The 21,354-nt window shown below is 72.0% G+C and carries 20 protein-coding genes and 1 tRNA gene; 9 read left to right on the plus strand and 12 right to left on the minus strand.

Features of this window, described 5'->3' with window-relative positions; genetic code table 11:
• Positions 1-173 precede the first annotated feature (173 nt).
• Positions 174-2,417 carry an RICIN domain-containing protein gene (locus tag SY2F82_RS28555; RefSeq protein ID WP_374707215.1) on the minus strand — a complete coding sequence of 748 codons (2,244 nt, stop codon included), beginning with the start codon at positions 2,415-2,417 and terminating at the stop codon, positions 174-176.
• Between the two features lie 438 nt (positions 2,418-2,855).
• Between SY2F82_RS28555 and SY2F82_RS28560 the strand changes: the two genes are divergently transcribed.
• Both SY2F82_RS28560 and SY2F82_RS28565 read left to right on the plus strand, forming a co-directional pair.
• Complete coding sequence (locus SY2F82_RS28560) at positions 2,856-3,500, plus strand: dihydrofolate reductase family protein (protein WP_200422024.1); 645 nt, start codon at positions 2,856-2,858, stop codon at positions 3,498-3,500.
• Positions 3,501-3,625: 125 nt separating this feature from the next.
• Positions 3,626-3,889, plus strand: coding sequence for a hypothetical protein (locus tag SY2F82_RS28565; protein ID WP_200422025.1), 264 nt, complete (start codon positions 3,626-3,628; stop codon positions 3,887-3,889).
• On the opposite strand, the gene SY2F82_RS28570 is transcribed toward SY2F82_RS28565, so the two are convergent.
• From SY2F82_RS28570 to SY2F82_RS28590, 5 genes are all read right to left on the minus strand, one after another.
• A tRNA-Pro gene (locus tag SY2F82_RS28570) sits at positions 3,871-3,944 on the minus strand. The genes SY2F82_RS28565 and SY2F82_RS28570 overlap by 19 nt on opposite strands.
• A 107-nt stretch (positions 3,945-4,051) precedes the next feature.
• Positions 4,052-4,966: a YceI family protein gene (locus SY2F82_RS28575; RefSeq protein WP_200422026.1), complete on the minus strand. Its 915-nt coding sequence runs from the start codon at positions 4,964-4,966 to the stop codon at positions 4,052-4,054.
• Between the two features lie 177 nt (positions 4,967-5,143).
• The gene (locus tag SY2F82_RS28580; protein ID WP_200422027.1) at positions 5,144-6,226 is read right to left on the minus strand and encodes a maleylacetate reductase; all 1,083 of its coding nucleotides are present in this window, start codon (positions 6,224-6,226) and stop codon (positions 5,144-5,146) included.
• Positions 6,223-7,098, minus strand: a complete 876-nt coding sequence (locus SY2F82_RS28585; protein ID WP_200422028.1) for an intradiol ring-cleavage dioxygenase — start codon at positions 7,096-7,098, stop codon at positions 6,223-6,225. Before SY2F82_RS28585 ends, SY2F82_RS28580 begins: the two co-directional genes overlap by 4 nt.
• A gap of 48 nt (positions 7,099-7,146) precedes the next feature.
• Positions 7,147-8,925, minus strand: a complete 1,779-nt coding sequence (locus SY2F82_RS28590; protein ID WP_308437795.1) for an FAD-dependent monooxygenase — start codon at positions 8,923-8,925, stop codon at positions 7,147-7,149.
• A 118-nt stretch (positions 8,926-9,043) separates the two neighbouring features.
• Between SY2F82_RS28590 and SY2F82_RS28595 the strand changes: the two genes are divergently transcribed.
• The 3 genes from SY2F82_RS28595 to SY2F82_RS28605 all read left to right on the plus strand — a co-directional run bounded on the left by SY2F82_RS28595 (position 9,044) and on the right by SY2F82_RS28605 (position 12,461).
• Positions 9,044-10,756 carry a helix-turn-helix domain-containing protein gene (locus SY2F82_RS28595; protein WP_200422030.1) on the plus strand — a complete coding sequence of 571 codons (1,713 nt, stop codon included), beginning with the start codon at positions 9,044-9,046 and terminating at the stop codon, positions 10,754-10,756.
• A 53-nt stretch (positions 10,757-10,809) separates the two neighbouring features.
• A complete protein-coding gene (locus SY2F82_RS28600) occupies positions 10,810-11,160 on the plus strand; it encodes a DUF779 domain-containing protein (RefSeq protein WP_200422162.1) in 351 nt (116 codons plus the stop codon).
• A gap of 116 nt (positions 11,161-11,276) precedes the next feature.
• Positions 11,277-12,461, plus strand: coding sequence for a phosphodiester glycosidase family protein (locus tag SY2F82_RS28605; RefSeq protein WP_236041847.1), 1,185 nt, complete (start codon positions 11,277-11,279; stop codon positions 12,459-12,461).
• A gap of 3 nt (positions 12,462-12,464) precedes the next feature.
• On the opposite strand, the gene SY2F82_RS28610 is transcribed toward SY2F82_RS28605, so the two are convergent.
• The 5 genes from SY2F82_RS28610 to SY2F82_RS28630 all read right to left on the minus strand — a co-directional run bounded on the left by SY2F82_RS28610 (position 12,465) and on the right by SY2F82_RS28630 (position 16,743).
• On the minus strand, positions 12,465-12,659 hold the full coding sequence (locus SY2F82_RS28610) for a hypothetical protein (RefSeq protein ID WP_200422163.1): 195 nt from the start codon (positions 12,657-12,659) through the stop codon (positions 12,465-12,467).
• 207 nt (positions 12,660-12,866) lie between these two features.
• Positions 12,867-13,940, minus strand: a complete 1,074-nt coding sequence (locus SY2F82_RS28615; RefSeq protein ID WP_200422032.1) for an acyl-CoA dehydrogenase family protein — start codon at positions 13,938-13,940, stop codon at positions 12,867-12,869.
• On the minus strand, positions 13,937-15,118 hold the full coding sequence (locus SY2F82_RS28620; RefSeq protein ID WP_200422033.1) for an acyl-CoA dehydrogenase family protein: 1,182 nt from the start codon (positions 15,116-15,118) through the stop codon (positions 13,937-13,939). The genes SY2F82_RS28615 and SY2F82_RS28620 overlap by 4 nt, the downstream gene beginning before the upstream one ends.
• On the minus strand, positions 15,115-16,086 hold the full coding sequence (locus SY2F82_RS28625) for an NADPH:quinone oxidoreductase family protein (protein ID WP_200422034.1): 972 nt from the start codon (positions 16,084-16,086) through the stop codon (positions 15,115-15,117). The genes SY2F82_RS28620 and SY2F82_RS28625 overlap by 4 nt, the downstream gene beginning before the upstream one ends.
• Before the next feature lie 84 nt (positions 16,087-16,170).
• Complete coding sequence (locus tag SY2F82_RS28630; protein WP_200422035.1) at positions 16,171-16,743, minus strand: helix-turn-helix domain-containing protein; 573 nt, start codon at positions 16,741-16,743, stop codon at positions 16,171-16,173.
• 116 nt (positions 16,744-16,859) lie between these two features.
• On the opposite strand from SY2F82_RS28630, the gene SY2F82_RS28635 reads away from it, so the two are divergent.
• The 4 genes from SY2F82_RS28635 (at position 16,860) to SY2F82_RS28650 (ending at position 20,610) form a co-directional block, all read left to right on the plus strand.
• Positions 16,860-18,407 carry an ATP-dependent DNA ligase gene (locus tag SY2F82_RS28635; protein ID WP_200422036.1) on the plus strand — a complete coding sequence of 516 codons (1,548 nt, stop codon included), beginning with the start codon at positions 16,860-16,862 and terminating at the stop codon, positions 18,405-18,407.
• Positions 18,404-18,889, plus strand: a complete 486-nt coding sequence (locus SY2F82_RS28640) for an NUDIX domain-containing protein (RefSeq protein WP_200422037.1) — start codon at positions 18,404-18,406, stop codon at positions 18,887-18,889. The genes SY2F82_RS28635 and SY2F82_RS28640 overlap by 4 nt, the downstream gene beginning before the upstream one ends.
• A 79-nt stretch (positions 18,890-18,968) precedes the next feature.
• On the plus strand, positions 18,969-20,354 hold the full coding sequence (locus tag SY2F82_RS28645; protein ID WP_200422038.1) for an NADP-dependent succinic semialdehyde dehydrogenase: 1,386 nt from the start codon (positions 18,969-18,971) through the stop codon (positions 20,352-20,354).
• Between the two features lie 25 nt (positions 20,355-20,379).
• Entirely contained in the window at positions 20,380-20,610 is a 231-nt protein-coding gene (locus SY2F82_RS28650; RefSeq protein ID WP_103839044.1) for a DUF6213 family protein, read from the plus strand.
• A gap of 20 nt (positions 20,611-20,630) precedes the next feature.
• Here the strand turns inward: SY2F82_RS28650 and SY2F82_RS28655 are convergent, their stop codons facing one another.
• Positions 20,631-21,296, minus strand: coding sequence for a transcriptional regulator (locus SY2F82_RS28655; RefSeq protein ID WP_200422039.1), 666 nt, complete (start codon positions 21,294-21,296; stop codon positions 20,631-20,633).
• Between the last annotated feature and the right edge of the window lie 58 nt (positions 21,297-21,354).

The following is a 21,354-nucleotide window of genomic DNA, read 5'->3' on the forward strand; positions in this document are numbered from 1 at the left end:
GTCGGCACCGCATGTGCTGCCGTCAGCGGCAAAGCCGGTGCCCGGGGTCCACTGCTGGAGTGTGCGACCGCCCGACCCGACCGGTCGGCCTTGGGTGAGCCCGGGCGACGGCAGAGGGGCCGCCGCCGGGCGGGGCGGCATCTCTGCCCCGTGTCACATGGTCTGCGCCGGACTCAGGGGTAGTTGACCAGGTAGGCCACGTTGTTCCCGGCAGTGACCTGGTTGCCGGTGTTGTCGATGATGTGGTTGATGGTGCCGGCGCCACCCAGAACCGTGGTGACCATGCTGTGGAACTTCACCGTGGGCGTGGTGGGCACCTCGATGGCATGGCCCAGTACCACGGAGGGGTTGTCGCGGAGGTAGGCGTAGACGCCCACTCCCCATGCCTCGTGCGTGGTGACCGAGTTGGCGACCTTGTACGAGGCGTGGCCGAGGTCGCCTCCGCTGGTGGTCCAGCTGGACTGGTCGGGCACGTCGTAGGGGGTCTCGCTCTGGTAGAAGTACGTGCGGCCGCCGTTGCCGTTCCAGGTGGTCTGGTACTTCTGGTAGTGCTCGACCGCCAGGCCGTACATGGTGACGTTGTTGCCGTTGACGATCAGTCCGTTGGCGGCCGGGTTGGTCGTCCAGCCGACGCCGTTGGTGTGGTCCGCCCGCCACAGCCACAGGTCGTCGCCGATGACGTCGTTGCTGTTGATCACCAGTGTCCGGGTGGCCTTGCCGGCGATGTCGCCGCCGATGCGGAAGAACACGTCGTGCAGCACGATGGGGTCGGCGGTGTGAGCGGCGGTCGAGCCGGCCGGGCCGACCTGCATCAGCGTGTCGGAGTTGGTGGTGTTCGCGCTGATCAGCAGCCCGGCGATGTCGATGCCGTCGACATCGGCGGTCGTGATCGCGGTGACGCCGTTGCCCGGCACCAGGGTGGCCAGGCCCAGCCCCAGCACCACCGTGTCGGGCCGGGTGATGTTCAGCGGGGCGGACAGGTGGTAAATGCCCGGAGTGACGATCAGGTTCTTGCCCGCGGCGAGCGCGTTGTTGATCGTCGTCGCGGTGTCACCCGGCTTGACGATGTAGAACTGGCTGATCGGCAGCGAGGTGCCCGGGGCCGTCCCGTTGACCCAGTCCGGGCCCTGCACATTCGTGCGCACCGACGGGACGAACACCTGCCAGTTGCCCGAGCCGTCGACGTAGATGAACGGCTTCTCGCGCATCACCGGGCTCTGGGCGACGGTGGTGTACTGCGGATTGGGAAAACTGGTCGCAGGGGCCCCCGTGTCGCCGACGAAGACCATGTTCCAGTTGTGCCCGGTCCAGCCGCCGTCCATGGCGGTGTCCTGGGTGAGGAACTGTTGCTGGGTCCCGGAGTTGATCTGGCCCGAGATGCGGGAGTTGCCGATGTAACCGCCGCTGGACCAGTTGGTGGTCGTGCCGTGGGTGTCGTCCCACAGCTTCATGCTGCCGTGGACGTCCATCCGCCGGAACGGGTCGGCCTGCGAGACGGCCCACATGGTGCTTCCCGAACTCGGGCTCACCGACATGTTCTCGACGTCGCGCCAGAAGTTCTGGGTGGCGTTGCCGTCGCTGGTGTGACCCTCGACATGCACGCCGCCGCCCGTGATCGACACCTGGTCCGGTGACAGGCCGAGACCGGAGACCTGGGTGTAGTAGCCGACGGGAATGTCGACGTTGTACGTGCCGGGGGTGAACAGCAGCGCGTTGCGCTGGGTGCCGAACTCGTTGGTCCGCTGGGTGCTGTAGACCGAGTTGATCTTCGACTGGACGGTGGACATCGGCATCGACGGATCGAACACCGTGACGTTGGGGCCGAAGTCCGGTGTGTTGGGCGGCGGGGCGACACCGCCGGAGAGCGTGAAGGACTGGGCGGCGGTGCCATTGCAGGTGTACTGCTGCAACTGGACGCTGTCGGCGGTGGACGCCGACGGCACGTCGAGGCACTTGCCGCTGTTGCGGTTGACGAAGTGGTACGTCCCGGAGGCCTCGGCGACCGGCAGCCACTGCTGGTTGGCGCCGCCCCCGTAGAGCCACAGCTGGGTCGGCGCGCCGTCGGCCGTGGAGACGTCGGTCTCGTCCCAGACCTGATCGGGCGCGGAGGCCGCGCCGATTCGGTAGTAGCCGCTGTCGGTCGCGGTGAACTGCCAGGACTGGGCGCCTGTGCCGTTGCAGGTGTACTGCTGCACGGCGGTGCCGTTGCCGGTGGCAGCGGCGCGCGCGTCAACGCACTTGCCGCTGCCTGCGTTGACGACGGTGGTCGCAGTGGTGGGGATGGTTGCGGCGCCGGCACTCGGTGCGGAGGCCAGCGCGATACCGGCGGCGGCCGGCAGCAGGACGGCGGTCGTGAAGGCGGCTGTGCGTCTGCGGTACCGGGGGGCGCGGACGAGCACGGCGAGAACGTCGGTCACACGTATCTCCTGGGTCGCGTTGGGGGGCGCGATGTTGATCGGACGTTAGGCGCCGCCCGACCGGCCGTCAATACAAACGAAAAGTTAAGTCGTGAATTATGCGACGGGAAGGGGGGCGTGGGAGGGGATAAGTCTCAACCGCCCTTATTGCCATCGCAGTTACCGGGCGGTGACGCGAAGGATGACCTGATCGCCGTGGACGTTGGCCACCGTGCCCTCGAACGCGGTCCCGCGTCGTGGCGCAGGGTGATGACGGTCGGGGCGGCACAGCAGGCGCCCAGCCACCTCGATGCCGTCCGCGCCCGCCACGGGCACACCGCCGTTTCCCGACAGCCCTTGGAAAAAAGTTGTGGGCTGCTGTCGATCCGGACACGTCCCGTTCGACGTCATGATGTGCGGCGCCCCGCCACACGATGCCGGGACCTGACGAGGAGACACGTGGATCAACTGCTGAGAGTCATGAACTTCAACGTCTCGAGTGACGGAATCGGTGCCGGTGAGCACCAGAGTCTCGAGCGGCCGTTCGGCCACGACCATCCCGAGAGGTTGTTCGCCTGGGCCGGAGCCACAGCGAGCTGGCCCATGCGCACGGATCCTGGGGGGAACCGGGGCCTCGACGACTACTTCACGCGAGACTTCGCTCGCAACATCGGTGCCGAGATCATGGGCCGCAACAAGTTCGGGCCTCAGCGCGGGCCCTGGCAGGACCATGAGTGGCGCGGCTGGTGGGGGGAGGAGCCTCCGTTCCGCACGCCGGTGTTCGTCATGACCCACCACAAGCGTCCGTCGTTCACGCTCTCCGACACCACGTTCCACTTCGTCGACGGCGACCCGGCCACGGTCCTCGAACGGGCGCGGGAAGCGGCACAGGGCAAGGACGTCCGACTCGGCGGCGGGGTCACCACCATCCGGCAGTTCCTCGATGCCGGCCTCGTCGACACCATGCATGTGGCCGTCTCGCCGGTGAAGCTCGGGTCCGGACTACCACTGTGGGAGTCCCCCGATGAACTGCTCGACCGGTTCCACCTGGAGGTCGTGCCCAGCCCGAGCGGCGTGATGCACCACCTGTTCTGGCGTAGGTGACGCCAGGGCCCACTCGGGTTCAGGCTGCGACTGCAAGGGGGCGTCCGCCCCGGCGGACGCCCCTCTCGCTGCGGATGTGTCATCGAGCGCCCGGCCACGCAGGGGCGCTGCGGCACGCCGAGCACGTGGCCGAGCCGACCGAGGACTTCGAGGGCCTGGAGGGAGCGGTCGTGACTGTACTGGCCACCGTCGACGACGCGCTGACGCAGTTCGCGGCCGGCGGTAGCGGCGGAACATCGAAGAGGCGGCGTTCGACAACGTACGGCATCGGGTTCGCGCTCGCTCTCGCCGGCTCCCGGATTGCTCCCGCTCACACGTCAGGGGCCCTCCGAAGAGAGCCCCTGACCTGCGGAAACGTCCGACTTCACCGTCGGGACGACAGGATTTGAACCTGCGACCCCTTGACCCCCAGTCAAGTGCGCTACCAAGCTGCGCCACGTCCCGTCGCGCTCCCGTGTGTTGGGCGGGAGCGCGCAGGTAAACCCTACCGCACTGGTCTGAGGGCCCTCATCCGGCCGCCCTCGTCGGCTGCCGGCCGCCGCCCGCGGCCCCTACTCCGGCGGCGTCGGCGTGTCGTGGGTGCGGTACATCGCCTGGACGTCCAGCTCCAGTTGCACCGTCGGGCCGACCACCGCGATGCCCCGGGCCAGCATCGAGCGCCAGTTCAGGGTGAAGTCCTCGCGGTGCAGCTCCGCGTTGGCCAGGGCCGCGCAGCGCAGTTCCTCCCCGTAGCCGCCGTTCACCATGCCGAGGTACGTCGTGTCCAGCGCGACCGAGCGGCTCACGCCGTGCATCGTGAGGGAACCGTGCAGGGTCCACCTGCTGCCGCCCCGGTATGCGAAGCGTGTGCTGGTGAAGTCGATGTACGGGAAGCGCTCGACGTCCAGGAAGTCGGCGGACCGCAGATGGTTGTCGCGGGTGTTGTTGCCGGTGTTGATGCTGGAGGCGTCGATCCGGACGTGGACGCGGGACTGCGTCATGTCCTGGGCGATCTGGATGCCGCCGTCGAAGCGTTCGAAGCGGCCGTGGACGTTGGCCATGCCGACGTGCTTGGCGATGAAGCGGATCGCCGTGTGCGGCGGGTCGAAGAGCCAGCCGCCCGGCATCGGCAGCTGCTGGGCCTCGGCCGGCTGCAACCAGATCCGCTCGGTGCGCGCCGCAGTGCCCGCCACGATCTCGACGGTCTCGCGGTGCGGCCTGAGACCCTCCGCCGCGACCAGCAGGCTGTAGTGGCCGGGCGGCAGCGCGGCGAGGAAGAAGCCGTACGGGTCGGTCGTGCCACGGGCCGCGACGCGGTGCGTGTCCAGGGCGGTGACCGTGACGTCCGCGGACCCCATCGGCGAGCCCATCGGGTCGACGATCTCCCGTGCGACGGCACCCGCGCCGGGCGGGAGGGGGAGCGAGAGGCCCGCCGCCTCGGCCGAGGCGCCCCAGGGGCGCCGACGCCGGAGCAGTGAGAGGGCCATGATGTTCACCTTTCTTCACGGTGGCGCAGCCGTGCGAGCGGCGGCTCGGGCCACGCCGAAGCGGCCGCGCCTGCATGCGGTCCCCCCCTTCTCGATCTTGGGTCGGATCGCGCCGCCGCGGGTGTCTCATTACGAGACAGTTCTTGCGACAGGGTGCGAGCGCCGTCGTGAAGGTCCCTATGCCGCAGCGGTCTCCGGTGCCCGCCCCTCGTACGCCGCCCAGAGCACGCCCCGCACCCCGTCCGCCGTCACCGGGCGCGGGTTGGCGTACGGCTGGGCCGTCACCTGGGCGGCGGCCGCCGTCACATCGGGCTCCGTCAGGCCGAGTTCGGCGAGGGAGCGCGGCGCGCCGAGGCGCCCGCCCAGCTCCCACAGGGCGCGCGCCACGTCCTCGGCGCCGAGCGCCCGCCGCAGCGCGGTCACCGCCTCGGGGGCCGCGGGCGCGTTGTGGGCGAGGACGTAGGGCAGCACCACCGTGTGCGTCTCCGCGTGCGGCAGCCCGAAGGTGCCGCCCAGCACATGGCACAGCTTGTGGTGCAGCCCCATCGTGGTCGAGCCGAGGCAGGCCCCGCACAGCCACGCCCCGTACAGCGCGCGGCTGCGCGCCTCGAGGTCGCCCGGGTCCGCGACGAGCAGCGGCAGCGCCTCGGCCATCGCCCGGGTGCCGTCCTCCGCCATCAGCTGGACCAGCGGGGAGGTGTCGGGGGCGTACAGCGCCTCGACGGCGTGGGCGAGCGCGTTGATGCCGCTGGTCACGGTGAGCGGTACGGGCAGGGAGAGGGTCAGTTCGGGGTCGTAGACGACGCTGCGGGGCTGGACCTGCGGGTCGCGGCCGGTGCGTTTGGCCCCGTGTTCGGTCAGCCCCCACACGGGGGTCATCTCGGAACCGGAGTAGGTCGACGGCACGGCGATCAGCGGCAGCCCGGTGCGCAGCGCGATCGCCTTGCCGAGGCCGATCGCGGAGCCGCCGCCGACCGCGACGCACCCGTCGGCGCCGGCTGCCCGCGCCGCCTCGACGCCCCGGTCGACGACGTCGGCCGGTACGTGCATACGGGCCTCGGCGTGCAGTCCCGCGCAGGCGTCGCCGAGGGCGTCGGCGACCGTCCGTGCGGTGGGCTCGCCTCGGCTGCCGGAGATCACGAGCAGCCGTCGCAGGCCGAGGCGCGCGGCCTCGTCCGGGGTCGCGGTGACGGCGGCGCCGGGCCGGAAGACGACCCGCACGGGCCGCGTCTCGTAGGTGAAGTCGGTGGTGAAGGTCATGTCGCACGCTCCAGGACGAGGTCGAAGCGGGCCTGCCGGAAGGGGTTGGGTACCCCGAACTCCCGTGCCTGGAACGGGTCGTCGGTGACGGTGAAGTCCTGCACCAGGCTCTTCTTCACCGCGAACACGGCATCGGAGTCCAGGTAGTCGCTGCCGGCCACGAAGATGTGCGTGGTGACGGGGGCGTGTCCGTCGGCGGTGGCGATGAAGTGGATGTGCGCGGGGCGGTACGGGTGCCGGCCGGTGGCCCGTAGCAGTGCGCCGACCGGGCCGTCGGTGGGGATGGGATACGGGGCCGGTACGCAGGTGCGGAACCAGAAGCGGCCCTCGCTGTCGGCCGTGAACAGCCCGCGTCCGTTGCCCGCGGGCTGGAGGTCCGGCTGCTGCACGTCGTAGTGGCCGTCGGCGTCGGCCTGCCACACGTCGAGGACGGCGCCCGGCAGGGGGGTGCCGTCCTCGGAGAGCACCCGGCCGCTGATCACGCACGGCTCGCCGCTGCCCACCAGGTCCATGTCGTCGCCCAGTTGGCGCACCGGCGAGGCGGTCATGTGGAAGGGGCCGAGGACGGTCGACTCGGTGGCGCCCGGTGCCCGGTGGCCGTTCAGGCTCTCGACGAGCATGGAGACGCCGAGCACGTCCGACAGCAGGATGAACTCCTGGCGGGTGTCCGTGCAGGTCTGCCCGGTCGCCGTCAGGAAGCCGACGGCCTTCTCCCACTCCTCCTGGGTGAGTCGCGTCTCGCGCACGAAGGCGTGCAGATGGCGGATCAGGCCCGTGAGCAGCTCGCGGAGCCGGGGGTCGGCGGTCGCGCCGATACTGGCGACGGCCTCCTCGGTGACCGTGTCCTGTCCGGCGGTGCTCTCGATGGTCATGCCGTGCTCCTCGTCGTCCACGACGTCGCTTCTTCCATGATCCCGCGTTCAGGCGTGTCCGAGGATGCGCCGCAACGCCTCGGACAGCAGTTCCCGGGCGTCCGGGGCGGCGGACGCGTGCCGGAACGCGACGAAGCCGTCGGGCCGCACCAGCAGGGCGCCCGCATCGGAGATCTCGCGCAGCCGCGCCCAGTCGCCGTAGGGGTCCTCGTACTCCTGGCCCGGGCCGATCACCACGGTGGCGATCTCGGTCTCCTGCGCCTTCGCCGCCCGCACCCAGCCCTCGCCGCCGATACCGGTGAGCAGGGTGAAGCGGCCCTTGCCGACCGTGTCGAGGGTGGACAGGGTGCGCGTGCCGGAGGTGATCCAGGCGTGCGGGAGCCTGGCGCCGGGGCGGGAGGAGGGCTGGTGGTACAGCTCGGGGTCGCGGGTGAAACCCGGGTCGGGGGTGCCGTCCGGGACGATCGCGTCGGAGACGTAGCGCTGGTTGAGGTCGACGCCGTGCGCGTTGAACTCGTACACCTTGAAGGCGATCGCCTCGCGCAGCTTCGCGCGCTGTTTCTCGGCGGCCTCGGTGGCCTCCTTGCGTGCGGCGATGTTGGCCCACAGCTGCTCGGGGGTCTGCGGGGACAGCCCGTCGAGCGCCTCGAAGACGGGCGCGGTCTCGCCGATGGACTGGTTGGCGCGGGTGACGATCTGCTTGCCGACGGGGGCGCGCTCGGCGGTGTAGGACTGAAGCAGCTCGGGGCTCGCCGTGCCGTCGAGGACCAGCTTCAGCTTCCAGGCCAGGTTGTAGGAGTCCTGGATGGAGGTGTTGGAGCCCAGGCCGTTGGACGGCGGGTGGCGGTGCACGGCGTCCCCGGCGCAGAAGACGCGCCCATTGGAGTAGGTCTCCGCGTACATCTCGTTGACGGTCCACGCCGAGGACGACTTGACGGTCACCGGTATCTCGTCGTCGCCGACCAGCTTGCGGATGACGGACTCGGCGTACTCGGTGGTCAGATCGGGGGCGCCCGCCTGGACGTCGTAGCCCCAGACGATGAGCCACTCGGTCCAGGGCCGCACGCAGCGCACCAGTCCCGCGCCGATGCCGCCGACCGTCGCTCCGGGTGCGAGGACCCAGTAGAGGGTGGAGGGGCGGTGGGCCGTGTACTTCGTCAGGTCGGCGTCGAAGACGATGTTGAGGCTGCCCGCGACCCCCATCTGGCCGCCCATCGGCAGGCCCGCGTCCTCGGCGACCTTCGAGCGGCCGCCGTCCGCGCCGATCAGGTACTTGGCGCGGATCTCATAGCTGTCCCCGCGCAGCCGGTCGCGGACGGTGGCCGTGACGCCGTCGGCGTCCTGGGTGTGGGAGAGGTACTCGGTCTGGAAGCGCAGCCGGGTGCCGCGGGCGACGGCCGCGTTCACGAGGACCGGCTCCATGAGGTGCTGCGGCATGTCGCACATACGGGTGGGGCTGGCGAGTTCGTGCGCGGCCTGGACCAGCGGGTCGTTGCCCCAGGAGCGCACCCGGCCCAGTTCCTCCCCGGCGAGGCTGGTGCAGAAGGTGGTGTCGCCCATGAGGTGCTGCGGCGTGGCCTGTCGGCTGACGTCCTGTTCGACGCCGAGGTCGCGCAGCACCTCCATCGTGCGCTGGTTGGTGATGTGCGCGCGGGGTGTGTCGGCGAGGCTCGCGTAGCGGGTCACGACGAGGTTGGGCACGCCGTAGCTGCTCAGGGCGAGCGCGGCCGAGGCACCGGCCGGGCCGCTGCCTACGATCAGAACGTCGGTCTCGACGACGATGGACACGGGCGCTCCTGATGGGGGGAACGGACACCAAGCGTTCATGATCGTGGACCCGTGCGAGGGCGTGCGGGTGTCTCATTACGAGACATTGCGGCCGTCTCGTGCACGGAACAGGGGCAGTCGTTGCCCGTTCAACAGAACCCGCTACGGTGGGGGCGTTGTGACCACGACAGAGCACTCCCCCGCCGGCCCCGCGCTCGCCCCGCTGCGTCTGGCACGCGAGCGGTTCCTGTCGGGGCGTCCGCTGCCCGACGGCGTGCCGGAGGAGGTCGTCGCCGCCTGGCGGCGTGCGCGGTTCTTCGGGGTGCCGCACGACTTGGAGGAGCCGCCCGCCGATCCGGTACGTCCGGTGGAGTCGGCGCTGCTGGAGGCGGCCCGGCCCGTGCTCGAACGGATCGCCCCCGCGCTGGGCCGCGGACGGTCGGCCCTCGTGCTCACCGACGAGCGGCTACGGGTGCTGTGGACGACCGGGAGCGTGGCCGGGCTCGACCCCTGGCCGGATCTGTCGGAACGCACGGTCGGCCACAACAGCGCGGCGCTCGCCCTGCGCATCCGGCGTCGGGCCGAGGTGCACGGGCCGGAGCACTTCCTCGACCGGTGGCAGGACGTGTCGGCGGTCAGTGTGCCGGTGTCGGCGCCGTGGACCGGGCAGACGCTCGGCACGCTGACCGTGGCGTCACAGCTGTGCGGCGGGTGCCCGCCGCATCCGGGAGCGGCGCTCGCGGAGGCGGCCGCCGCGGCGGTGGAGGCCGAACTGCTCGCCCGGGCACGGCCGCCCGAGCGGGTCCTGCTGGACGCCTATCTGCGGGCGGCGCGCGGGCCGGACGCCGCGGTGGCCGCGCTGGACGGCCTCAGCCGCCTGGTCAGCGCGGCGGCGGAGCGCATGCTGGCACCGGAGTCCCTTCAGTCCCTGGAGCGTACGGCGGTGGCGGTACGGCACCAGGAGGACGTGCCGGCCGAGGCCGTCCTGCCCGAGGGCGCGGGGTGCACCGCGCGGATCACTCTGGTGTGCCGGGACGGCTCGGTCGTCGGCATCGTGGCCGTACTGGAGCCGCTGGCCGATCCCCCGCCGCCGGTGCCGCGCCCGGCCGTCGCCCTGGTCGGCTGCTCGGTCCCCTGGCGCCATGCCGTCGGGCGCGCCGTCGAGCTGGCCCGCTCCCGGGAGCCGCTGCTGCTGACCGGTGAGCGCGGGACGGGGAAGACCGCGCTCGCCCGGGAGCTGCTCGGCGAGCGCGCCACACGGGTGGTCGACGCGGCGGAGGACGGGGAACTCGACCGCGCCCTCGCCGAGCTGGCCCGGGGCCGCCCTCTCCTGCTCCGCCACGCCGAACGGCTCGCCCAGTCCGGTGTGGCCGCCCTGAACACCCTGCTCGACGCGCAGCCCGAGGCACCGCTGCTGGTCACCCACACGCCCGGCGCGCCGCCCGGCCCGTGTCTCCAGCGGCTCCTCGACACCCTGGCCGCCCGCTCGGTCACCCTGCCCGCGCTGCGCGAGCGCCCTGAGGACATAAGGGAGTTGCTGCCGGCGCTGGCCCCGCGGCCCGCACCGGGCAGCCCGCCGTTGACCTGGGCACTGGACGCCCTGCGCGCCCTGGAGCGGTATCCGTGGCCCGGGAACGTGACCGAACTCGCGCATCTCGTGAGGGCGCTGGCGGAGCACCGCCGGGCGTCCGGGCCGGTGCGCCGGGCCGAGTTGCCGGATCCCGTGCGCGACGGACCCGCGATCCGCCCGCTCAGCCCGATGGAGCACGCCGAGCGCACCACGATCCTGGAGGCGCTGCACCGCCACGGCGGCAACAAGGCGCGTACGGCGGCGGCGCTCGGCATCGGCCGCGCGACGCTCTACCGAAAGCTGCGCGGGTACCGGGGCTGACCGCAACGTCGTTGCAACGTGTCCCGTGCTGGGATCGTGGCGTGACCTTGGACATGATTCCGCGCGTGGAGCTGACCCCCGCGGCCGCCGAGCTGGTGCGGCGGCTGCGGGAGGTCCACGGGCCGCTGATGTTCCACCAGTCCGGCGGCTGCTGCGACGGCAGCGCGCCCATGTGCTACCCGGAGGGCGAGTTCCGCACCGGCGGCTCGGACGTGCTGCTCGCGGAACTGGAGGTCGACGGGGTCGGCGAACCGGTCGGATTCTGGATGTCCAGAAGCCAGTACGAGGCGTGGAGCCACACCCGGTTGATCGTGGACGTGGTGCCGGGCCGTGGCAGCGGCTTCTCCCTCGAAGCACCCGAAGGAGTGCGTTTTCTCATCCGTTCCCGCGTCGTCGACGCCTGAGCAGCGCGCGGGACATCACCGTCTGGTGCACTTCCCCCGAGTCCTGCGGAAGTTGACGAGACATAGGGGGAGCTGTGACGCGTCGTGACAGACGGTTGAGAGTCGTACTGACGGCCTTGGTTGCATGGAGCGCACTGGCCGGTGCCGCCCTCGCGGGGGCCGCACCGGCCAGTGCCGCGCCGGACGCCCGGAGGCTCGCGCCGGGTGTCCAGTACAGCGAGTTCGACATCTCCGCGGCCCACGGGGTGACGCGCGCCCACCTCGTCACCGTGGACCTGCGCGATCCGCGGGTACGGGTCGACCTGCTGCATCCGCGTGCCGTCGCCGCCCGCGCCACCGTCTCGCAACTCGTCGGCGCACAGCGTGCGGTGGCGGGCATCAACGGCGACTTCTTCGACATCACCGAGACCCAGCATCCGTGGGTCCCCGCGACCGGCTCGGCCGTGGGCCCGGCGGTCGCGAGCGGGCGCACGCTCAAGGCCGCCGTGCCGCGCGGGCAGCGCTTCGGGCCGGCCCTGCCGCCCGGTACGAGCACCGAGGGCGTGCTCGGCGTGGGCACGGACCGTACCGCGCGCCTCGACCGGCTGACCCTGGACGGCTCCGTGACCACGCCGGGCGAGCGACTGCCGCTGCGCGGGCTCAACCAGTACGCGCTGCCTGAGGGGTCGATCGGGGCGTACACCGCGGACTGGGGCAGTGTCTCGCGGCTGCGCGCCGTCTGCGGGACCGACACCGACCGGGGCGGGCCGTGCAGCACGGACTCGTACGAGGTGACCATCCGGGGCGGCCGGGTCACCGCCGCGGCCGATCATCCGGGCAGCGGCCCCATCGCGGCAGGCAGCACGGTCCTGGTGGGCCGTGAAGCGGGGGCGCGGCAGCTGCGCAAGTTCTTCAAGGGCGAGAAGGTCCAGGTGCGGCACCGGCTGGTGGCGGCCGCGTCCGGGGTTCCGTACCGCTTCGCCGTCGGCGGCTTCCCGGTGCTGCGGCACGGCACGCCGCTGCCCGGCCTCGACACCACCACATCCGCCGTGCGCACCGCGGTGGGCATCGAGGACGGCGGCCACCGCCTGCTGCTGCTCGCCCTGGACGGCTCGGCCGCCTATCGCAGCGGCCTCACCGTCGAGGAAGTCGCCCGGACCCTGCGGTGGCTGGGCGCCACGGACGGCTTCAACCTCGACGGCGGCGGCTCCACGACCCTGGTCACCCGGTCGTCGGACACGGGCACGGTGAGCGTGCGCAACCACCCCAGCCAAGGAGCCGAACGCCCCGTCCCGGACGGCATCGGGGTGTTCAGTCCGTGAACGTCAGGGGTGCAGGCTGCTGACGATCTGCGCGGTCGCCGCGAGCCCCTGGTGGATGGTCGGGGCCATGCTCGTACTGGCCAGGAAGAAGCCGAGCAGGACGCAGACCAGGGCATGCGAGATCTTCATGGCGTTGTTGCGCACGAAGATCACCGCAATGATCAGGAGCAGCAGCACCACCGAGATGGAAACGGCCATCATCACCCTCCTCCGCCACGCCCACTTCGCGGCTTTCGGCCGCAAGTGTGGCGTAGCGGAGGGTTCATCCGGGCGGCTGACGTGTCCGCCGAACGTGTGGTTCTCCACCCTCTCGTGGGCGTCGAGGAGCGCCTCGAGTCGGGGCAGGCGTCAACACGCGCATGCATGAAGCCCGCCCCGGACGGGGCGGGCTTCATGCGCGGTGGATCAGGGCGACTGGAGGTCGACCAGTTCGGCGAGTACCGCGCGGTGCGCTCCCGCCGTACCGCAGGCGATCGAATCGGCCTTGGCCCGCTTCAGATACAGGTGGACCGGGTGCTCCCAGGTCATGCCGATCCCGCCGTGCAGCTGCAGGGCCTCTTCGGTGGCGCGTACGGCGACCGGGGAGGCGTAGGCCTGCGCGACGGCCACCGTGACGTCGGTGTCCTCGCCAGTGGCGAGCGCATCGGCGGCCGCCCGTGCGGCGGCCCGCAGGCCCGCGACGTCCAGCCAGAGCTGGGCGAGCCGGTGCTTGAGCGCCTGGAAGCCGCCGACCGGACGGTTGAACTGCTTGCGCTCCTTCAGATAGCGGACCGTCTCGGTCAACGCCCAGTCGGCCACACCCAGTTGCTCGGAAGCGAGCAGTCCGGCGGCGGTGCGCAGGGCCCGTCGCACGGCGGGTTCAGCGTCGCCGATACGGCGGCCGGGCGCCCCGTCGAGGGTGACGGTGGCGAGCGGGCGGGTCAGGTCCAGGGAGACCTGCGGCGTGACGGTCACCGCGTCGGCGGTCACGGCGTACAGGCCACCGTCGTCGGCCGGGACCAGCAGGACGTCGGCGACGGCGGCGTCGGCTATGCCGGTCAACTCACCGTGCAGGGTGCCGTTCTCCAGCCTCGCGGTCTTCGCCACGGCGCCTGGAGCGGTGTGCAGGCCGACCGCCAGGGCGCCGATCGCGCGGCCTGAGGCCAGCCGGCCCAGGAGCTCCTCGTCACCGCAGACCAGCAAGGCCTCGGTGGCCACGACCGCGCTGGTGAGGTACGGCACCGGGGCGACGGCCCGGCCCAGTTCCTCCAGCACCACGGCGACTTCGCGGTGCGAGGCGCCCTGACCGCCCAGTTCCTCGGGCACCAGCAGGCCGACGAGACCCATTCCGTCGGCGAGCGCCTTCCAGGCCGCGAGGTCGTGCGGGGCGCCGGACTCGGTGCGCGCGATGACGCCTGGCGCGTCGCAGTGGTCGGCGAGCAGGTCCCGCACGGCGGCGCGCAGCGCCTCTTCCTCCTCGGAGTAGAGAAGATCCGTCATCGGGCCAGGTCCTTCCATGCGACGTCCTTGTCGGTGCGCGGCTCGGCGGGCAGGCCAAGGACGCGCTCGGCGACGATGTTCAGCAGGACCTCGCTGGTCCCGCCCTCGATGCTGTTGCCCTTGGAGCGGAGATAGCGGTAGCCGGCGTCCCGGCCGGTGAAGTCGACGAGTTCGGGCCGGCGAAGGGTCCAGTCGTCGTACAACAGGCCCTCCTCGCCCCGAAGTTCGACCTCCAGGCCGCTGATCTCCTGGTTGAGGCGGGCGAAGGCGAGCTTCATGCCGGAGCCCTCGGGGCCCGGCTGGCCCACGGCGAGCTGCTGGCGCAGCCGTTCGCCGGTGAGCCGGACGACCTCGGCCTCGACCCACAGCCCCAGCAGCCGCTGGTGCAGGTCGTGGGTGCGCAGTTCGGGGCGCTCGCGCCAGGTCCTCGCGACCGGGCCGATCATGCCGCCCTCGCGCGGGATGCGCATGCCGCCGATGGACACCCGCTCGTTCATCAGCGTGGTCTGCGCGACCCGCCAGCCGTCTCCGACCTCGCCGAGGCGGCGGGCGTCGGGAATGCGGACGTCGGTGAGGAAGACCTCGTTGAACTCGGCCTCGCCGGTGATCTGCCGCAGCGGCCGGACCTCGACGCCGGGGTCGGTCATGTCGCAGATGAAGTAGGTGATGCCCTGGTGCTTGGGCACGTCCGGGTCCGTGCGGGCGATGAGGATGGCCCAGCGGGCGATGTGGGCGCTGGACGTCCACACCTTCTGCCCGCCCACGACCCAGTCGTCGCCGTCCCGGACGGCCCGCGTGCCGAGGGCGGCGAGGTCGGATCCGGCGCCGGGCTCGCTGAACAGCTGGCACCACACCTCCTCGCCCGTCCACAGCGGCCTGAGGTAGCGCCGCTTCTGCTCCTCGGTGCCGTAGCGGAGGATCGTCGGCGCGGCCATGCCGAGCCCGATGCCGATGCGGCGGGGGTCGTTGTCGGGGGCGCCGGCCGCCTCGAGCTCGGCGTCGACGACGGCCTGGAGGGAGCGGGTGGCGCCGAGGCCACCGAGGCCCTCCGGGTAGTGCACCCAGGCGAGTCCGGCGTCGAAGCGGGCCCTGAGGAAGTCGAGGCGGTCGGTGGTCGCCGGCGGGTGGGCAGCGAGCAACTCCTGCGTACGGCGGCGCAGTTCGGCGGCGTCGGTCATGCGGCGGCTCCGTTCTCCAGGACGACGGCGACCCGGCCGGTCGTCACGCCGTCGGCCACGCGCTGCACGGCGGTCGCGGCACCGCTCAGCGGGACACGCTCGCTCACCAGCGGCTTGATGGCGCCGCGGGCGGCCAGTTCGGTGAGCTGTTCGTGGCAGTGCTGGACCAGCTTCGGGTTCTTGGTGTTGTACAGGCCCCAGTGCAGGCCGAGGATCGAGTAGTTCTTGACGAGTGCGTGGTTCAGCCCCGGGCTGGGGATGGACCCGCTGGCGAAGCCCACGACGACGATCCGGCCCTCGAAGGCGACGACCTTCGCGGACTGTGCGTAGGCCTGACCGCCCACCGGGTCGTAGATCACGTCGGCGCCCCGGCCGCCGGTCGCCTCCTTCACCGCGGCGACGACGTCCTCGGCGCGCCGGTCGATCACCACGTCACAGCCCAGCTCCCGGGCGACGGCCGCCTTGTCCGCGCCCCCGACGACGCCGATGACCCTCGCACCGGCCGCCCTGCCGAGCTGCACGGCCGCGCTGCCGACCCCTCCTGCGGCGGCGTGGACGAGCAGCGTCTCGCCGGCTTCCAGACCGGCCCGGCGGTGCAGACCGAACCAGCCCGTCTGGTAGCCGATGTGCAGGGCGGCGGCCTTGGCGTCGTCGAGGGAGTCCGGGGCGGGCAGCAGGGCCGCGGCGTCCGCGAGCGCGTACTCGGCGAAGCCGCCGTACGGCAGCACAGGGTTGGCGATCACGCGGCGCCCGTCCTCGGTCTCGCCGCAGATCTCCACGCCCGGCGTGAACGGCAGCGGCGGCCGGACCTGGTACTGCCCGCGGCACAGCAGCGCGTCCGGGAAGTTGACGTTGGCGGCCCGTACCTTCAGCAGGACCTGGCCGTCGCCGGGCGTGGGCCGCTCCACCTCCGCGAGGCGCATCACCTCACTCGGCTCACCGTTCTCGTGCACTTGCCATGCCTGCATGCGGGGCCTCCACCGACTGCTCTGTCCGACCGGGCTCGTCGCATACTAAGCGGTCGCTTGCCCATGAGGGAACAGTCGGATGCGTCACGAACGAGCGGGCCGCGCCCGTACGTGCATCCGCTCCCCCTGCGGGCCGAACAGGCTGAGGAACTCCACCGGCCCCTGCCCCGTCGACCCGAACCAGTGCGGCACCCGCGTGTCGAACTCCGCCGCCTCCCCCGCGGTCAGCACCACGTCGTGCTCCCCCAGCACCAGCCGCAGCTTTCCGGAGAGCACGTACAGCCACTCATAGCCCTCGTGCGTCCGAGGATCGGGCGCCGGCTTGCGCTGCGGTTCGAGGACCTTGAAGGCCTGGAGGCCACCGGGCTGCCGGGTCAGCGGCCAGTGGGTGCGGCCGCCGCGGACGATCGGCTTGGCGCGCACCCGCGGGTCCCCCACCGGGGGCGCACCCACCAGTTCGTCCAGCGGTACCTGGTGGGCCTGCGCGATCGGCAGCAGCAGTTCGAGGCTGGGCCTGCGCAGGCCCGACTCCAGTCGGGAGAGAGTGCTGACGGAGATGCCGGTGGCCTCCGACAGCGCCGCGAGCGTCACCTCCCGCTCCTTGCGGATCCGTCGCAGCCTCGGGCCCACGCCCGCGAGAACGTCATCGGTACTCATGGCTGCATTGCAGTTTCGGCAAACGCGTTTGTCAATGGCGCAGCATCTCGGCGACCTCGCCGCCGACCGGGACGGACGAAGGTGTAGGCGGGCCGCCCCAGGTGCACCATGACTGCATGCTGCTGAGCCGGCTCGCCCATGTGTCCCAGGAGGTCGCCGCCGCCTCGGCGCGGTCCCGGAAGATCGCGCTGCTCGCCGAGCTGTTCCGGGCCGCCGACGCGGACGACGTGCCGATCGTCATCCCGTATCTGGCCGGACGCCTGCCCCAGGGGCGGCTCGGCATCGGCTGGAAGCTCCTCGACCAGGGAGTACCGCCGGCCGAGGTGGCCACGCTCACCGTGCGGGACGTGGACGCCCGGCTGACCCGGATCGGCTCGGTCACCGGCACCGGCTCGCAGGCGGAACGCAGGAGGCTGGTCGGCGCGTTGCTGGCGGCGGCCACCGCCGAGGAGCAGCGGTTCCTGTTCGGCCTGCTCACCGGGGAAGTGCGGCAGGGGGCGCTGGACGCCCACGCCGTGGAGGGGCTGGCCGGGGCGACGGGCGCCGACCCGGCGGACGTACGGCGGGCCGTCATGCTCGCCGGGTCGCTGCAGACCGTGGCGCGGGCCCTGCTCGCCGACGGCCCGGCGGCCTTGGAGGCGTTCCGGCTCACGGTCGGCCGGCCGGTGCTGCCGATGCTGGCGCAGACCGCCTCCTCGGTCGCGGAGGCCGTCCGGAAGCTGGGTGCGTGCGCCGTCGAGGAGAAGCTCGACGGCATCCGCGTCCAGGTCCACCGGGACGGCGACGAGGTACGCATCCACACCCGGACCCTGGACGACATCACCGACCGGCTGCCGGAGATCACCTCGGCCGCCCTCGAGTTGCGGGGCGAGCGGTTCATCCTGGACGGCGAGGTCATCGCCCTGGACGCGGACGGCAGGCCGCGCTCCTTCCAGGAGACCTCGGGGCGTGTCGGCTCCCGGGTGGACGTCGCGACGGCCGCCGCGACCGTCCCCGTCTCCCCCGTCTTCTTCGACGCGCTGTCCGTGGACGGCCGCGACCTGCTGGACCTGCCGTTCACGGACCGCCACGCCGAGCTCGCCCGGCTGGTCCCCGAACCCATGCGGGTGCGGCGCACGCTCGTGCACGACCCGGGCGACCCGGGGGACGTCGCCGCCGCGGAGACCTTCCTCACCGAGACGCTGAAGCGCGGACACGAGGGCGTGGTGGTCAAGGCGCTCGACGCCCCCTACAGCGCGGGCCGGCGCGGCGCGTCCTGGCTCAAGGTGAAACCGGTGCACACCCTCGACCTGGTGGTGCTGGCCGCCGAGTGGGGCCACGGTCGCCGCACCGGCAGGCTGTCCAACCTCCACCTCGGCGCCCGCAACCCCGACGGCTCCTTCGCGATGCTCGGCAAGACGTTCAAGGGCATGACGGACGCGATGCTCGCCTGGCAGACCGAGCGGCTGAAGGAACTGGCCGTCGAGGACAACGGCTGGGTGGTGAAGGTACGGCCCGAGCTCGTGGTCGAGATCGCCTACGACGGGCTGCAGCGCTCCACCCGCTACCCGGCCGGCGTCACGCTGCGCTTCGCCCGGGTGGTGCGCTATCGGGAGGACAAGCGCCCCGAGGAGGCCGACACCGTGGAGACGCTGCTGGCCGCCCACCCCGAGGTGGCGCCGTGAGCGGGCGGAGCAGACGCAGCGCGGGTCTGCTGCTGTTCCGGCGCACCGACCACGGTCCGGAGGTCCTGCTGGCCCACATGGGCGGCCCGTTCTTCGCCCGCCGTGAGGCCGGCGCGTGGACCGTCCCCAAGGGCGAGTACGACCCCGACGAGCCGTCCTGGGACGCGGCCCGCCGCGAGTTCCGGGAGGAGCTGGGGCTGGCGCCGCCCGACGGGGAGGCCGTCCCGCTCGGCGAGGTGCGGCAGAGCGGCGGCAAGACCGTCACGGCCTGGGCGGTCGAGGCGGACCTCGACCCGGCGGCGATCGAGCCGGGCACCTTCACGATGGAGTGGCCGCCGAAGTCGGGGCGTCTGGAGGAGTTCCCGGAGGTGGACCGGGTGGCGTGGTTCGACCTCGACCGGGCCCGGGAGGTGATCGTGAGCGCACAGAGGGCGTTTCTCGACCGGCTCGCGGAGCACTCGAGCGACGGCGGTGTCCGATGACACCGGGACAACGCCGCCCGCGTTGCGGCCGCCACCGCCGCGCGGGAAGGTCGAAGCAAGCCCTTCCAGGAGGTCAGCCATGCCCATCGCCACCGTGAACCCGGCGACCGGCGAGACGCTCAAGACGTACGACGCCCTGGGCGCGGAGGAGATCGAGCGCAGGCTCGCCGCCGCCGAGGCCGCGTTCCGCACCCATCGCACCACGACGTTCGCCGAGCGGGCGCTGCTCATGCGCAAGGCGGCCGACCTGCTCGAGGAGGACCAGCAGGACATCGCCCGGGTGATCACCACCGAGATGGGCAAGCCGGTCAAGCAGGCCCGCTCCGAGGCCGCCAAGTGCGCCAAGGCCATGCGCTGGTACGCCGACCGCGCCGAGGAGCTGCTCGCCGACGAGGAGCCCCCCGACGTCGACGTGAAGGACTCGGGCGCCTCCCGGGTGATCGTGCGCTACCGGCCGCTCGGCCCGGTGCTCGCCGTGATGCCGTGGAACTTCCCGCTGTGGCAGGTGATCCGGTTCGCGGCGCCCGCGCTGATGGCGGGGAACGTGGGCCTGCTCAAGCACGCCTCCAACGTCCCGCAGACCGCCCTCTACCTGGAGGACCTGTTCCGCCGGGCGGGCTTCCCCGAAGGCTGCTTCCAGACCCTGCTGATCGGCTCCGGAGAGGTCGAGAAGGTCCTGCGCGACCCGCGGGTCAAGGCGGCCACGCTCACCGGCAGCGAGCCGGCGGGCCGGTCCGTCGCCTCGGTCGCCGGGGACGAGATCAAGAAGACGGTGCTGGAACTGGGCGGCAGCGACCCCTACATCGTCATGCCGTCCGCGGACCTGGACCGGGCCGCGCAGGTCGCGGTGACGGCCAGGGTGCAGAACACCGGGCAGTCCTGCATCGCCGCCAAGCGGTTCATCGTGCACGCGGACGTGTTCGACGCGTTCGCCGAGCGGTTCACAGCCGGAATGAAGGCGCTCAAGATCGGCGACCCGATGGACGAGGAGACCGAGGTCGGGCCGCTGTACAGCGAGCGGGGCCGGGCCGACCTCGAGGAGCTCGTCGACGACGCGGTGGAGGCGGGCGCGACGGTGCTGTGCGGCGGCGAGCGGCCCGACCGGCCGGGCTGGTACTACCCGCCGACCGTCCTCGCCGACATCACCCCCGAGATGCGGATCCACCACGAGGAGGCGTTCGGCCCGGTGGCCACGCTGTACCGGGCTGCGGACCTCGACGAGGCGGTGGCGATCGCGAACGACTCGCCGTTCGGACTGAGTTCGAACGTCTGGACGCGCAACGGGACCGAAGTGGACCGTTTCGTGCAGGATCTGGAGGCCGGCGGGGTGTACGTCAACGGGATGACGGCGTCCCATCCGGCCTTCCCGTTCGGCGGGGCCAAGCGCTCCGGTTACGGGCGCGAGCTGGCCGAGCACGGAATCCGCGAGTTCTGCAACATCACCACGGTGTGGCACGGGGCGTGAGCGTTCCACGGTTACGATCGCCTCTGTGAACCGCGAAGTGACCCTTCCTCTGATCGTCGACGACCGCGGGACCTTGCAGGTGGCTGCCGCCGATGTGAGCAAGTTGCTGCGCAGGCTGGGCGGTCGATGGGTGCGGCTTGTGGAGGAGGGGGACCAGGGGCTGGACGAGGACACGGTGGCCGCGTTGGCCATCGAGCTGGCGAAACTCGCGGACCGGATCGACGTCGCGTGCATCGCGCACAGCAGCGGTTCGTAGGCGGCCGGGGGCCGCTGCCGTCAGCCCTTGCCGTCCAGTTCCCACAGCGCGTGCCAGAAAGCGGTCTCGTAGCTCTGGAGCAGGCGGCCGTAGCGGTGGGCGCGCTCCTCGTTCAGGCGGTCCGCCTCCAGGGCCTCCTGGATCGCCGCGCCCGCCTTCCGGTCCAGGTCCGGGGACGGCTCCGCGAACAGGTCGAAGAAGGCGCAGGCCTCGTCGGTGAAGCCGTAGCAGTGGCGTAGCGCCAGCGCGATCCTCGCGCAGTAGTCGCCCCAGGTCGCGAAGTTGGCGCTCAGGGCCAGGGCGACGTCGGCCGGTTCCCCGTTCAGGGCCAGCCAGGCCACGTAGGCGGCATACCCCTGGCAGTCCGCCATCGGCTCGTACCCGGCCGGCTTCGCCTCCTCGCAGGCGGCGGCGTACGCGCCCAGGCGGTCCTGGGCCACGGCCTCGGCCTCGGCGAGCGCGGTGAAGAAGTCCGTGCACGCCGGCTGGTCCCGGCAGCGCTCGGCGAGGTGCCGGAAGGCGCGGCGGTCGGAGGCGATCACGTCCCGCTCTTCGGCGGCGAGGGCGGCGAGGGTGGCGGGCCGGGCCGCCCCGCGGGCGATCAGCGGAAGCAGCCGGTTGGCGTGCGGGTCGGGGGCCAGCCTCTCGGCGGCCGTCTCCAGCAGTTCCCTGGCCGTACGTGTCATCGACGCCCCTCCTCACTACGCTGTGCGACCTTACGCACACATGTCGTCACTGTACGTC

The organism is Streptomyces sp. Y2F8-2 (genome assembly GCF_014905555.1).
In the GTDB taxonomy this organism is placed as follows: Bacteria; Actinomycetota; Actinomycetes; order Streptomycetales; family Streptomycetaceae; genus Streptomyces; species Streptomyces cynarae.